Consider the following 13865-nt stretch of genomic DNA (forward strand, 5'->3'; position numbering starts at 1 on the left):
GCAGCGCAGAAGCCGGGTCCCGTGCGCATCGAGCCGGCGAGCGGGACGACCTTGGACGCATCGCGGCGCGTGTCGCGGCTTGGCAGCCCTACCGAAGTCGTGGTAGCGGCCGCTTCCATGGAGTTCTTGATTCCCTCGCGAACCGCGCGCCCCGCCGACGATCCCATCTTCGCGCTGAATGCGGAAGCGCAGGCGAGAAAGAAGTCCGGTGAGCCGGTCATCAACGCGACCGTCGGCGCGCTGCTCGACGACGACGGCAAGCTCGCGGTGATCGGCGCCGTGGTCGAGGCGCTGCGCTCGGTTCCGCCCGAGGTCGGCGCTGCGTACGCGCCGATCGCTGGCCCGCCGGCCTTCTTGCAGGGCGTGATCGACGACCTCCTCGCCGGCCGCCCCGAGGCCTCCCTCGCGACCGCTGTCGCCACGCCCGGCGGCTCCGGCGCGCTGCGCCACGCGATCACCACGTTCCTCGAACCGCAGCAAATGCTGCTCACGACGGGCTTTTACTGGAGCCCGTACAAGACCCTCGCGGACGAGGCGGATCGCACCCTCGCCACGTTCCGCATGTTCGACGACAAGGGCCGCCTCGACGTCGCCGACTTCGAGCGCAAGCTCGCCGGCGTCCTCGACGCACAGGGCCGCGCGCTCGTCTTCCTGAACACGCCTTGCCACAACCCCACGGGGTATTCGCTCGACGAAAAAGACTGGAACGGCATCGTCGACGTCGTCGGGCGCGCCGCCGGGCGCGGGCCCATCACCGTGCTGCTCGACGTCGCCTACGGTCGTTACGCGAAGGAGAAGCTCGGCGAGACGTTCGCGCCGGCGCTGCGCCTCGCGGAGAAGGCCATGGTCCTCTTCGCCTGGTCCGCGTCGAAATCGTTCACGCAGTACGGTCTGCGCGTCGGCGCGCTCGTCGCGCTCTGTCCCGACGCCGGCGAGCGCGCGCGCGTCCAGAATGCGCTCACGTACGCGAGCCGCGGCACGTGGTCGAACTGCAACGCGGCCGGCATGAACGCCATCGCCCGGGTCCTCGCCGATCCCGATCTCCGCGCCCGCGTCGATCAGGAACGCGCCGCGTGGAAGGACCTCCTCGACCGCCGCGTCGAGCGCTGGAACGCCCTCGCGACCGCCGCGGGCCTCGGCTATCCGCGTTACGACGGCGGCTTCTTCACCACGGTGTTTTGCGAGGATGCGCCGCGTGCCGCCGCGCGTCTGCGCGAGGACGGCATCTTCGTGGTGCCGGTCCAGGGCGCGCTCCGCGTTGGCCTTTGCTCGGTCCCCGAGCGAGACATCGAGCGGCTCGTCGACGGGCTCCGGCGGGCGACGAACCCCTGATCCGTCGGGCCGGCCGGACGACCGCGACGAAAATCGAGCGTTCTGGTAACGTCTCGAATCCATCGCCGCGCGCGCGGCGCGCGCCTTGGAGGCCGTGAGAATGGGAAGGTTCGAGATGGGTGCTACTCGCCAAAGGCCGTGGGGGCTCGTGGGTGTCCGTCTCGGCAGCGCTCGTGATGCTGCTCGGGGGATGCCCGGATGCGTTGACCCTGGGAACCGGGGACCCGACCGGCGCCTCGGGCGGCGCGGGCCCCGGCGGAGGAGGACCGGGCGGCGGCGGCGAAGGCGGCGCTCCGACGAGCTGCATCTCGAACTCCGATTGCCCCGCGCCCACCGCGGTCTGCGACACGAAGAAGTCGACGTGCGTCGAGTGCCTGGAGATCGTGGACTGCTCGTTCCGGCCGGGCACGATCTGCTCCGAGGGCGCGTGCGTCTGTCCGGGCGAGGGGGAATCGTTCTGCGGCGCTCCCGCCCGTTGCGTCGATCGGCAGACGAGCAGCCAGGACTGCGGCAAGTGCGGCCACGCGTGCTTCGGCGCGTGCACCGAGGGCAAGTGCGCGGACGCCTGGGAGCCGACGCCGACGCAGGACGCGCCCGCCGCGCGCTCCCATCACGTCGGCGTGTGGACCGGCGCGACGATGATCGTCTGGAGCGGCAACACCCCCAGCGGCAACACGAACACGGGCGGCATGCTCGACCTCGACACGGGCACGTGGACGCCGACGAGCACGGCGAACGTCCCGGCGCCGCGATCGCGCGCCCGCGCCGTCTGGACCGGCACGCACATGGTCGCCTGGGGCGGCGAGAACGGCACCCCGGTCAAAACGGGCGGCGTGTTCAACCCGATCTCGAACACGTGGTCGACGATGACCACGGCCGGCGCGCCCTCGCCGCGCTCCGGCCACACGATGGTGTGGACCGGCTCGAAGGTCATCGTGTGGGGCGGGTTTGACGGGACGAACTACCTCGGCGACGGCGGCGCGTACGACGTGACCGAGGACCGCTGGGACGCGATCCCCGGGGGCGGCACGCCGCCGAGCCCGCGCTCGGATCACTCGGCCGTGTGGACCGGCTCGGACATGATCGTGTTCGGCGGCTACGGCTTCAACGGCGTCGAGGTCACCTACCTCGGCGACGGGGCCGAGTTCGATCCGGGCACGGGCGTCTGGAGCGCGGTCAAGGACGGCCAGCCGCCGGCGCGCGCGCGTCATGCGGCCGAGTGGACGGGCACCGAGATGATCGTTTGGGGCGGCTACGATCTGCTCGGGCCGGCGTCGATCGGCGCACGGTACAAGCCGAAGATCGAGTGGAGCTTCATGACGACGGAGGCCGCGCCCGAGCTGCGGCAGTTCCACACGGCCGTGTGGATCGCGCCGCGTCTCATCGTGTGGGGCGGCCAGAACGTCGACGGCAGCTACCTCAACACGGGCTCACTCTACAACCCGGCGACGAACACCTGGAGCGCGAAGCCCATCCCGACGGCGCCCCTCGGCCGCGCGCATCACACGGCCATCAGCACGGGCAGCAAGATGGTCGTCTGGGGCGGCGTCACGCCCGGCGGCGGCGTCACGAACACCGGCGGCATCCTCGATCCGTCGCTCCTCCCCTGATTGATGAGCTGGGCGCGCTTCGCCCTCGCGCTCGCTTTCCTCGGGCTCGCGTCGTGCGCAAACGAGCGACGCGAACCCGACGCGGACGTCACGCTCGTCCTCGCCTCGTACTCGGCGCCTCGTGACGCCTTCGAACGCGGCATCCTCCCTGCCTTTCAAGCGCAGCACGAGGCTCGCACCGGCAAGCGCATCCGCGTGCGCGCCTCGTACCTCGCGAGCGGCGCGCAGTCTCGCGCCGTCGCCTCCGGCTTCCCCGCCGACGTCGTCGTGCTCGCGCTTGCCCCCGACGTCACGCGCCTGGAGAAGGAAAAGCTCATCACGCACGACTGGCGCAGGCGGGGCCGGCGCGGCTCTTTCACCACCTCGGTCGTGGCCCTCGCGGTGCGTCAGGGCAATCCGAAGGGCGTCACGGGCTTTTCCGACCTCGCGCGCCCAAGCCTCGACGTGCTCATGCCGAACCCGAAGACGAGCGGCGGCGCGATGTGGAACGTCAGCGCGCTCTGGGTCTCGGCGCTCCGCGGCCATGCGGGCGTCGCCGCGAACAACGAGGGCGCCGCGCAGGGATATCTCCGCGACGTCCTGAAGAACGTCGCCATCATGGACAAGGGGGCGCGCGAGAGCCTCATCACGTTCGAGAAGGGCGTCGGCGACGTGGCCGTCACCTACGAGAGCGAGGTCTTCGCGGGCCGCGCCGCGGGCCGCAGCTACGACATGGTGATCCCCGCGTCGACGATGGTCGTCGAGGTCATGGCCGCCGTCGTCGACGTGAACGCCACGAAGCACGCCCTCCTGCCCGAGGCCGAGGCCTTCGTCGACTATTTGAGCTCCAACGAGGCGCAGCACATCCTCGCGAAGTACGGCTTCCGCAGCGACGACCCCGAGGTACGCGCCGCGCACGCCGACGCGTTCCCCGAGGTCCAAGCGCCTGTGCGCATCGACGCGCTCGGCGGCTGGGACGAGGTCGTGCCCAAGCTCTTCGGCAAGGAAGGCGTCTTTCCGCGCACCTGGGAGACCGTGTACGCGACGCCTTGAGCGTTATTCGAGCGCGCCTTCTTCCACCACGGCGACGGACTTGTCCTGCTTCTTCTGCTGCGCCCACATCACGGCCTGACGCGGCCGGATGAACCCCGCGCCTTGCTGGATCTTCGGGTACTGCGGCATGGGCGCCGCCGTCGCGAGCAGGCCCTCGCGGATCTGCGCGGGCGTGAGTTGCGGGTTCGCTTCGAGCATCTGCGCCGCCACGCTCGCGGCGATTGGCGCGGCGAACGACGTCCCGTCGACGTGCTGGTAGTCGACGCCGATGTACTTCTGCCGGTTGATCCGCGCGCTGACCGCGTCGATGAGCCCGTTCACGCTGCTGCGCTCGTCGTGGCCCGCGCGTTGCTTCTGCTCGGAGAACCCCTGCTCGACGGAGAGCTCTTCGAGCACCGAGAGGAGCTGGAAGAGCGCGACCGCTTCCCGTGCGACGAGCGTGCCGGGCAGCATCGGCGCGGGCACCCAGATCGCGGGGGCCACGAGGTCCGGCTTGTCGAGCCCCTCGCGGATCGTGCCGTAGCTCGACGGCCAGAGGGACGCGTCGCCTTCGCGCTCGCCCTTGTCGTCGAGGCCGCCGACGGTGATCGCCTCGGGCGCGGACGCGGGCGGACGCGAGGGCCTGCCGGGCGTGTTGCCTGCGGCGGCGAAGACCGTGATCCCCGCGGCGACGACCTCGGCGACGGCGGCCTCGACCTCGGCGAGGTCGGGATCACTCGACGGCGCGGCGAGCGACACGTTGAGCACGCGGATGCCGAGGTGCGGGTAACGCAGGGGGAGACGGATCGCGTGCGCGACGTTCTTGCCCGTGATCTTGCCCTCGCTGCTCATCGCCTTGACGAGCACGACCTCGGCTTCCGAGGCGAGCCCGCGGTACCGGCCGCCCGAAACGTAGCCGTTCCCTGCGGCGGTACAGGCGGTCATGGTGCCGTGCCACGACGCGGCGCGCGGGGTGAAGAAGTCGTCGGCGACGGCCTCGTCACGCGTCGCGTCGGCGTACGCCTTGATGCGGCGCTTCGGACGCATGAGGTCGGGGTGCGGATAGAAGCCGCTGTCGACGAGGGCGATGACGATGCCGCGGCCGGTGAAGCGGGGGTTGGCGTCGAGGCGCTCGGGGATGGAGAGGAGCTGGGGGCGGGCCATCGGGGGCGTGGTTGTGACACCGAACGAGGGGGGAGGGCAATGGATGGCGTGGGATCACGGACGTCTCGCGCGTGGTGTGCCCGCCGTCGAGGTGCGGCCACGAACCGAAACGCGCGAAGCGCAGGCCTCCACGACGTGGTTGCAATGGTGCCAATGGAGAGCCCGCCATTTCAGTTAAATGAAGCTTTCCCTTTGAAATTCTGGCTCGTCCAATTTTTGCTTGCGTACGAGCCCCAAGATACGCGCGGCGCCGTGCTGAGCTTCCGTACCGCGTCACACCCTTGACTTCGAGGTTTTTCTCGGGTCTACTCGATGCTGGAATCATTGGCATAACGCCCACGCGCCAGGAGGGCCTCATGACTCTCATGAGTTCTGCCTTATATTGTCCGCTACCTTCGGCGCTCAATCCCAACGGTGCCGAGGCGCAGGCCGCGAGCCTCGGATGGGCGCGGCACCACGAGCTTCTTCCAACGGAAGCCCTCTACACGCGGCTCGCAAAAATTCAGCTCGGAACGCTCGGCGCGCGATTCTTCCCTGACGCGAGCGCCGATGCCCTACGAATCGCGACGGATTGGCTCGTGCTGTTTTTCCTGACGGACGACCTGAGCGAGCGGCCGGAGGTGCACCCGATCGATACCGCGCTATTGCTGGGTCGGCAGGTGAACGTCCTGCGTGGAACCGAAACGCCGCAAAGCGATATCCCGATGGGGAGCGCGTTCGAGGATCTTCGGCTCCGGATGACGCGCATGTTCTCGGAGGCCTGGTTCGCACGTTTCGTCGACAAGGTGGCGGATCTGTTCGCCGGTTTTGCGTGGGAGGCGATCAATCGAAAAAACCGGTTCGTCCCGCACACGGAGCTTTATTTGGAGGCGCGAAAGACCACGATTGGCCTTTCTCCGCTGATCGAGCTCGCCGACGCGGACCGTGCGCGGCCCGCGGGGTCGGCGGCCCGAATGCGGCCGGACGTCGCGCGGCTCGAAGGCCAGGCTTGCTCGCTCGTGGGAATGGCGAACGACCTGTTCACGTATGCGCGGGAGCTCGACGAGGGCGATTACCACAACCTCGTCCTCGTGCTCATGCGGGAGAAAGAAATCGGCGCCGCGCAAGCCGAGGAGCTGGTGGTCGGCATGCACAACGAGCGCATGCGCCAATGGTTCCAGCTCGCGGAGCGTCTACGCCACGACGAGCCGGACGAGGGCACGCGCCGCTTCGTCACCGCGCTCGGGCATCTGCTGCGTGGCCATCTCGATTGGGCCTACGAAAACGGGCGGTATCAAGTATCTCCCACCTTGCCGCCCAAGGTCGCCGTCTCGCGAGACGAAGGATCGTCGGGCTAGCTGCTCGCCATCTGCGCGAGGATCGCCGGGGTTTGCATCGCGGTCGTGAGGGCGGAGCCCATCATGTCGCGCAAGAACGACGCAAAATAATCGGCAACCCAGTCGGAAATGTCGCTCGGCGAGGCGGAGGGGAATCCGTGCATCACATCCATCGAGATGATCAGGCTGACGCTCGCGGCGCCGTAAAGAAGCTTGGGCAGCGCCTCTCCGTTCGTGACGAGGCCGGGGATGACCGTCTCGAGGTAGAACGTTCGCTTCTCGTTGCTCTTCTCGACCAGGGCCTCGGACATGATCGCGACGTACCCAGCGATGATCTGCCGCAGATCCTGCCGCTGGTAATCCTTCGCCTGGGTGAGCTCGACGGCACGGACGAGCGCGTCCGTGTACTTCTCGACGTTCGCTTGGATGAACCGAGCGAGCTGCAGGCGATCGCCTTCGGTGAGCATGGTGGCATGCTACCACAACGTCCGCGCAGGGTAATACGGCGTTCGCCGGCGGCAGCGGGGCATCTGGAACAGCCAACGCGATCCATCTCACATGAGACACAAATGTGCGGGATGGTGCGATCGGTCGCGGTCACGTCTGCTCTCTCGCGTTCTTCGCGACGGCGAGAGCGTTGCACGAGAAAAGCGTTTGTCAGAGGAATTGGCCGCGTCAGGCCCGCGGCGCATGCCTCGCGCCCCGCGCCTCGCAATCCATCAGCAACCGCGCCTTGCGATCCACCCCACGACTTGATGTGCGCGTCAAGCGGAAACTTTGCCCACGCACCTCCTAATGCAAACCGCGACGTCGGTGAGACGACGTACCGTCCACCTGCGCTGCAATACAGCTCCGCGTCTGCAGGGTCGAGCGGCGACGGGGATCTGTTCCGTCACGGCACGCGCGGACGCACAGGCGCCGCCCCTGCTGCCTCTTGTGGACAGACAAGTGCCATGGTACCAGGGCTTCATGGAAGCGTGGGCCCGTGAGTTCCTCGACGTGTGGCAGGCAAACCGTGATCGCATCGCGGACACGATGCCGAGCGATCGCCGACAACCCGCACCTTCCGGTGAAGTACACCCGGGAGGATGTCATGCAGATCTTTGACGGCGTCCGCGCGATGGCCGAGGAGGCGCTCGTCGGCCAGAGCACCGAGCTGCGCGAGATGTACATGGACACCGTGCTCCCCTCGATGTTCGCCGGAGGCCAGCCGATCGGCGCGCTCGCAGGTCAGGTCGTCATCAATGCAATGCTGCTGCAATCGGTCCTCATCCCGGCCATGAGCGCAGAAAACGCTGAAAAGGCCGCCACGTTCTTCCGGAACTTCTACTGCAAGATCTGCATGGATTCCGTGAGGCTTGGCATCGAGCAGGGCGGGAAGCCCTGAGGCACGTCGCTCAGGTCGAGCGCGCATCACGCGGCCTCCGTGCAGGCCGCATCCGAGGGTCGATGAAGCATTCGTCGACCCGCGTTGAGCCCCTCCATCTTCCCAAAGCGCTGCGCGTCGTCGTGACGTCGTGACCACCCGGCAGCCCACAGGTGGTTCCACGCTCGAGCGGGCCCTCCTAGCGCTCGAGAAGATGGAGGCGAAGCTCCTCGCGGCGGAGCGCGCCAAGACCGAGCCGCTCGCGATCGTCGGGATCGGTTGCCGTCTCCCCGGGGGCATCCAGGGGACCTCGACGCTGTGGCAAATGCTGCGCGCCGGCGTCGACGCCGTGACCGAGGTCCCGCCGGACCGCTGGGATCCCTCGACGGTCTCCCCACAATCGCCCGCCCAATGGGCCGGCCTCCTCGACAACGTAGACCATTTCGACGCCGCATTCTTCGGCATTGGCCGTAGCGAGGCCGCGGACATGGATCCGCAGCACCGCCTCTTGCTCGAAGTGACCTGGGAGGCCCTCGAAGACGCCGGGATCCCTCCGGAGCGTCTCCTCGGCACCAAGACGGGCGTGTTCGTCGGAATGACCACGCACGATTACGCAGATCTCGTCACCTCGAAATGGTCCGAGCCGCGCGCGCACATCCCCACAGGGATCGGCGGGTCCTTCGCGGCAGGCCGCATTGCGCACATGCTCGGGCTCCGGGGCCCCACCACCGTCATCGACGCAGCCTGCACATCCGCGCTCGTCGGCCTGCACATGGCCTGCCAGAGCCTGCGTCGCGGGGAATGCGACATGGCCCTCGTCGGCGGCGTGAACCTGCTGCTCTCCGCGAATACGTCGAACCTGCTCGCGGCGCTCCAGATCCTCTCTCCGGACGGGCGTTGTCGCACGTTCGACGCGCGTGCGAATGGATATGTTCGCGCCGAGGGTGTGGGGGTCGTCGTACTCGAGCGCCTCGCCGACGCGCAGCGCCACGCGCGCCGGATCTGGTCCCTCGTCCGCGGCACCGCGATGAACCAGAATGGCCGCGCGACGAGCCTGACGGCGCCGAACGTGCAAATGCAGGCGGCCGTCATCCGCGCCGCGCTCGACGATGCCCGGGTCGGGCCGGAGCGGGTCGGATACGTCGAGGTCCATAGCAATGGCTCCCCGCTCGGAGACCCCGTCGAGCTCGATGCGCTTCGCGAAGCGCTGGGGAAGCCGCGCTCCGACGGCTCGAAATGCGTACTCGGCTCGATCAAGACCCGCATCGGGCACGCCGAGGCTGCGTCCGGGATGGCCTCGCTCATCAAGGCCGTGCTCGTGCTGAACCACGAGACGATCCCGATGAACCTCCACTTCGAGCGCTTGAATCCGAATGCGTCGCTCGAAGACACGCCGTTCGTCCTGCCGACGTCGGAGCTCCGATGGAAGCGCGGCGCGACGCCCCGAATCGCGGGTGTCAGCTCGACAGGGCTCAGCGGAGCCAACGCTCACGCCGTGCTCGAGGAGCCCCCCCCGGCACGACGCGCCGAAGACCGGCCGGAGCGGCCGCTGCACCTCTTCGTCCTCTCCGCGAAGACGCCGGAAGCGCTGCGGGAACGGGCGCGGCAGATGCTTCACCACGTCGGAGCCCATCCCGACCAGGCGCTCGGCGACGTATGCCACACGCTCGGCGCCGGGCGGTCACATTTCGAGCACCGCTTCGCGGCCGTCGTCGGCACGGTCGCCGAACTCTCGGGGCAGCTCGCGGATTTCGTTGAAGGCGCCCCGAGCGCCTACCTGCATGGGCGCGTGGAGGGGTACTCCGCGCGCAAACGCGTGGGGTTCGTCTTAACCGGGCTCGCGGCGCACGCGGCCTCCGCGCTCGGCGCGCGGGACGGGACGCCACCGACGCTGAGGGCCGCGCTGGAGCGCGCAGACGACGCCGTGCACGCGCAGCTCGGGCGCCGGGTGCTCGGCCTCCTGCACGACGACGCCGCGCGAGGGCCCGCCTCCGTGGTGGACGCGGAGCTCGCGCTGTTCGTCCTGCAATATGCGCTCGTCGAGCTGTGGAACGCGTGGGGAATCGAGCCCTCGGTGATCCTCGGCGAGGGCTCCGGCGAATGCGTCGCGGCGTGGGCCGCGGGCGTGCTCGACCTCGACGACGCGGTCTGCCTCGCCGTCGCGCGAGCGCGCCTCCTTGAGAGCGAATGCAGCGACGTCGAGGCGATGGCGCGAGCGCTCGCGAAGATCAAGCTGGCCGCTCCGAAGCGGACTTTTGCGCTGAGCCTCGGTGGTGCGTTCACGACAAGCTCGCTCGGGACGGCGACGTACTGGGAGCAGCAGATCCGCGTAGCAGTCCGCGTCGGCCCGTCCGTAGAAACGCTCGCGTCGCAGGGAACCACCGCTTTCGTCGAGATCGGCCCGGCGCCTGTGCTCGCGGCGCGCCCTGCCGCGGAGAATTCGTCGCCGCTGATCCTCCCCTCGCTGTGGGCCTCGCGTCCCCCCATTCGCGTGCTCCTCGAAACGCTCGCCGCCCTTTATGTCGACGGTTTGGACGTCCGCTTCGACAGCGTCGACGCGCCGCACCCGTACCGTCGGATCGCGCTGCCCACCTATCCATTTCAGCGACAACGTTACTGGTTTGGCAAGACAGCGCCGATCGCAGCGCAGCAGGCGCCAACAGAGGGCCATCCGCTCCTCGGCCGTGCGCTCGAACCACGCGCGGACCGGCCCGAGACCCGCACATGGCAGGTCGTCCTCGACGAACCAAGCCGGCGAAGCATTGGCTTGCAGCGCGTCGCCGGGACGACGAGGCTCGCCGCCGGCGGGCTCGTCGAGATCGGATGCGCGGTGGCCCGCGAATTGTTCGGGGACGCCGCGTGGGAGGTCGAGCTCTCGCTCGCCGACCCGCCCGTGCTCCACGACCACGAGCCGGGAATGCTCCAGGTCATCGCCACGCCCGAGGGCCCGGGCAAGGCTGCCATGAGCGTTTTCTCCCGGGAACGCGCGGGGAGCCCCTGGAGGCGCATCGCCAATGGTCACATCGCGCCCGCGCCCGAGCTCGACGACGAAAGCGCGCCGCCGAGCATGCGGCCCGGGCGACGGCAGGGCGTACCCGCGGCGCTATGGGAGCGGCGATTCGAGGCCTTCGGCGTCGATACCGAGGCTTTTCGTATCGACCAGCTCTGGCGCAACGGCCACGAGACATTGGCACGCGTGACGCTCGCCCGTGGCAGCACGGCGCCATCGATCTTTCGCGCGGCGACCGCGATTGCATCGATCACGCACCCCGCGGCGCATGGTCGCGCATGGATGATCGAAGCCGTCGAGGGCGTCCACGTGCGGCCCACGTCGCTCGAAGGCCGCGCGTGGCTGCGCCTCAATTGGACGGCGAACGACGGCTTTGCGGCGCGGCTGAGCATGGAGCTCGTCGGGGAAAGCGGCGAGCTCTCGGGCGTGGCGCGGCGAATCAGCGTCCGCGCGGAGGATCCGGCCGCCGCGCTTCGCGCCGCAGGGAAGGAGCCGCTCGAAGGCGCCTTCGTCGAGCTCGTTTGGCGCGAAATGCCCCCGCCCATCACGCCGCCCCCGGCGACGCGACGGTGGGTCGTCATTGCGGACGCGGGTGGCATGGGCGCTTCCCTCGCGCGACGGCTCGATGCCGCCGGGGACATCGTGGTCACGCTGCCGGCCGAGGACATCGACACGCGTATCGATGACCTCGCGCTGGTGCTCGCGGTGTCCGGCCCCTTCTTCGGCGTCATTTACCTGGGTGCGCTCGACGTCCCCCCGGACGACACGCTCTCCGTCGCGTCGCTCGACGATGCGCTGCGACGAGGCCCTTGCGCGCTCCTCTCCATCGTGGATGTCCTCGCTGCGCAGGTTCAGGTCCCGCGCCTCTTTATCGTCACGCGCGGGGCGCAGGCCGCCGGGGACGCGGCGGGCAGCTTCGCGCAGGCGGGATCCTGGGGCCTCGGGCGCGTCCTGTCGCTCGAACGCGAGGACATGTGGGGCGGCATGATCGACCTCGATCCCGCGCCGAGCCCCGAGGACGCATCGCGGCTCGCCCAGGCGCTTCTTTGCGCTGGGTCCGAGGATCACATCGCGCTCCGAGGGGACAAACGTCATGCCGCGCGGCTCGTACGCGCCGCCACGCCCGTGCACGAGCCCCTCGTGGTCCGCTCGGATCGAACCTATCTCGTGACAGGCGGAGCGTCCAAACTCGGCGTCGAGGCCGCGGACTGGCTCGTCACGCGTGGCGCGCGGTCGTTGCTCCTCGTAGATTCGGACACCGCTGAGGACAGGCCGGAGCACGCTGCCCTGCGACAAACGCTCGAAGCGCGCGGGGCCAAGGTCCTGTTTGTCAGGGCAGACGTCGAAAGCGCGGGGGTGATGCGTGAGGCCATGTCGCTCACGCCCCTTCCCCTTGGCGGCGTCGTCCATGCAGCGCACGCCCGCGAAGCTGGCCTCCACCGAATGACGAGCCGCGATGCCCTGGACGCGCTGCGGGTTGCGCTGCAGCAAAGATCGCGCGCGCTTTTCGCGCTCCACGCGCTCACGGCGACCCTGCCGCTCGACTGTTTCATTGTTTTCTCTCCAGCGCCGGCCGCGCTCGGCTGGGAGGGGCTCGGCGCGGACGCGGTGGCCGCCGAATATGGGAGCGCCCTCGCGCGGCTCCGCGGCCGGCTCGGTCTGCCGGCGACGATCGTGCATCTTTCGTTGCCCGACGAGACGCGTACCCGACAAACGGATTACGAGGACGCGCTCCTCGCGGCGGGCCTGCCCGGAATGCCTCCCTCCCTTGCCCTGCAGGCCGCCGAACTCCTGGCGGCGGGGGCCCCCGCTTCGGCCATCGTGGCGTGGGCGGATTGGGACCTGTTCGAGCAATCGCACCACGCGCGCACCGACCGTCCCCTGCTCCAAACCTTGGGCGAGGCGCGCCGCGCGAGCGCGGGCACGGCGACGCTGCGAAGGCGGGTCGCGGGCGCCGAAATCGGGAAGGCGCGGTGGCTCGTGGAGAACATCGTTCGGAGCGAGGTCGCGCGTGTGCTCGACCTGAGCCCGACGGAGCTGCCGCCTGCGGACCGGGATTTGCCGGCGCTCGGGATGGATTCCATCATGGGGGTCCAGCTCCTCACGGGCATCGGCGCTGCCTTCGGCGTCCACCTGCCGACGAGCGCGCTCCTCGGGCGGACCACGATCGAGGGTTTGTCGAGGCGCATCCTCGGCGCCCTGCGTCCTGGCGACGACGCGGCGGCGACAAGGACTGCGAGCCGCCGCGGGCTGCTCGTCGAGCTCGCCCGCGAAGGGACGAAGCCCCCGTTTTTCATGGCCCCGCCGTCCACGGGCTCGGCGCTCGTCTTCCAGTCGCTCGCCAAAGAGCTCGGCCCTGATCAGCCCTTTTATGGCTTCAATGCACCCGGCGTCGATACGGCCGAGCCTCCGTGCGATCGGATCGAGGTGCTCGCCGCCCGGTACCTCGAAGATCTACGCAAGGTCCAGCCTCGCGGCCCATACCGGCTCGGCGGGTATTCGTTCGGCGCGTTCGCTGCATTCGAGATGGCGCATGTGCTGACACGCGCGGGCGAACGCGTCGACATCCTCGTGCTCGGGGATATGCCTGCGCCGCGCCGCCGGGACGACGGGCTTGCTTCGCTCTTCGAGCTGGCGCGGCTCTTTGACCTGTCGCTCGACGCCAACGAGGCAGGCTCCCTCTCGCGCGACGAGTTCCTCACGCATATGGCCGCGGCCGTGGGGGAGCGGATCATCTTGCCCTCGAACGTGGCGGAATCCGAGCGGCATCGGCGCCTCTACCGCGCCCATTTGAGCGCGATCGCGACGTTCGCGCCCACGCCGTACGACGGACCCGTCACGCTGCTGCGCGCCGAGCAAAGCATCCGCAACCTGACGCGCGCCGATCTCCCGGCGGACGAGGCGTCGTATGGCTGGCAATCCCTCTGCCGACAGCCGGTGCGTGTCCTCGACGTCCCTGGCGACCATTACACGATGTTCCTCACGCCGTGCGTCGTAGAGACCGCCCGTCAGCTCCGCCAGGTGCTCGACGGTCCCGAAGTCGGCTGAACCACACC

8 protein-coding genes are annotated in these 13865 nt (G+C 69.1%); 6 read left to right on the forward strand and 2 right to left on the reverse strand.

Annotated elements, in window-relative coordinates:
* The first annotated feature begins 117 nt into the window (after nucleotides 1-117).
* The 3 genes from POL67_RS49810 (at nucleotide 118) to POL67_RS49820 (ending at nucleotide 3974) form a co-directional block, all read left to right on the forward strand.
* Nucleotides 118-1332 (forward strand): aminotransferase class I/II-fold pyridoxal phosphate-dependent enzyme, encoded by a 1215-nt coding sequence (locus tag POL67_RS49810; protein WP_271929474.1) that lies wholly within the window; start codon nucleotides 118-120, stop codon nucleotides 1330-1332.
* 119 nt (nucleotides 1333-1451) lie between these two features.
* Nucleotides 1452-2942, forward strand: coding sequence for a Kelch repeat-containing protein (locus POL67_RS54035; protein WP_271929476.1), 1491 nt, complete (start codon nucleotides 1452-1454; stop codon nucleotides 2940-2942).
* A gap of 3 nt (nucleotides 2943-2945) precedes the next feature.
* Nucleotides 2946-3974: a sulfate ABC transporter substrate-binding protein gene (locus POL67_RS49820; RefSeq protein ID WP_271929478.1), complete on the forward strand. Its 1029-nt coding sequence runs from the start codon at nucleotides 2946-2948 to the stop codon at nucleotides 3972-3974.
* 3 nt (nucleotides 3975-3977) lie between these two features.
* On the opposite strand, the gene POL67_RS49825 is transcribed toward POL67_RS49820, so the two are convergent.
* The gene (locus POL67_RS49825; RefSeq protein ID WP_271929481.1) at nucleotides 3978-5117 is read right to left on the reverse strand and encodes a S8 family serine peptidase; all 1140 of its coding nucleotides are present in this window, start codon (nucleotides 5115-5117) and stop codon (nucleotides 3978-3980) included.
* Nucleotides 5118-5482: 365 nt separating this feature from the next.
* Between POL67_RS49825 and POL67_RS49830 the strand changes: the two genes are divergently transcribed.
* Nucleotides 5483-6454 (forward strand): terpene synthase family protein, encoded by a 972-nt coding sequence (locus POL67_RS49830; RefSeq protein ID WP_271929483.1) that lies wholly within the window; start codon nucleotides 5483-5485, stop codon nucleotides 6452-6454.
* On the opposite strand, the gene POL67_RS49835 is transcribed toward POL67_RS49830, so the two are convergent.
* The gene (locus tag POL67_RS49835; RefSeq protein ID WP_271929485.1) at nucleotides 6451-6900 is read right to left on the reverse strand and encodes a hypothetical protein; all 450 of its coding nucleotides are present in this window, start codon (nucleotides 6898-6900) and stop codon (nucleotides 6451-6453) included. The genes POL67_RS49830 and POL67_RS49835 overlap by 4 nt on opposite strands.
* A gap of 626 nt (nucleotides 6901-7526) precedes the next feature.
* Between POL67_RS49835 and POL67_RS49840 the strand changes: the two genes are divergently transcribed.
* A complete protein-coding gene (locus POL67_RS49840; RefSeq protein ID WP_271929487.1) occupies nucleotides 7527-7820 on the forward strand; it encodes a hypothetical protein in 294 nt (97 codons plus the stop codon).
* Between the two features lie 193 nt (nucleotides 7821-8013).
* Nucleotides 8014-13857: a type I polyketide synthase gene (locus tag POL67_RS49845; RefSeq protein WP_271929489.1), complete on the forward strand. Its 5844-nt coding sequence runs from the start codon at nucleotides 8014-8016 to the stop codon at nucleotides 13855-13857.
* Nucleotides 13858-13865 lie beyond the last annotated feature (8 nt).

The organism is Polyangium mundeleinium (assembly GCF_028369105.1).
GTDB lineage: Bacteria > Myxococcota_A > Polyangia > Polyangiales > Polyangiaceae > Polyangium > Polyangium mundeleinium.

Bases quoted from the DNA above. Each gene is read 5' to 3' on its own strand.
- POL67_RS49810 (WP_271929474.1), top strand. From the start codon at position 118: ATGGAGTTCTTGATTCCCTCGCGAACCGCGCGCCCCGCCGACGATCCC.
- POL67_RS49820 (WP_271929478.1), top strand. From the start codon at position 2,946: ATGAGCTGGGCGCGCTTCGCCCTCGCGCTCGCTTTCCTCGGGCTCGCG.
- POL67_RS49825 (WP_271929481.1), bottom strand. From the start codon at position 5,117: ATGGCCCGCCCCCAGCTCCTCTCCATCCCCGAGCGCCTCGACGCCAAC.
- POL67_RS49830 (WP_271929483.1), top strand. From the start codon at position 5,483: ATGAGTTCTGCCTTATATTGTCCGCTACCTTCGGCGCTCAATCCCAAC.
- POL67_RS49835 (WP_271929485.1), bottom strand. From the start codon at position 6,900: ATGCTCACCGAAGGCGATCGCCTGCAGCTCGCTCGGTTCATCCAAGCG.
- POL67_RS49840 (WP_271929487.1), top strand. From the start codon at position 7,527: ATGCAGATCTTTGACGGCGTCCGCGCGATGGCCGAGGAGGCGCTCGTC.
- POL67_RS49845 (WP_271929489.1), top strand. From the start codon at position 8,014: ATGGAGGCGAAGCTCCTCGCGGCGGAGCGCGCCAAGACCGAGCCGCTC.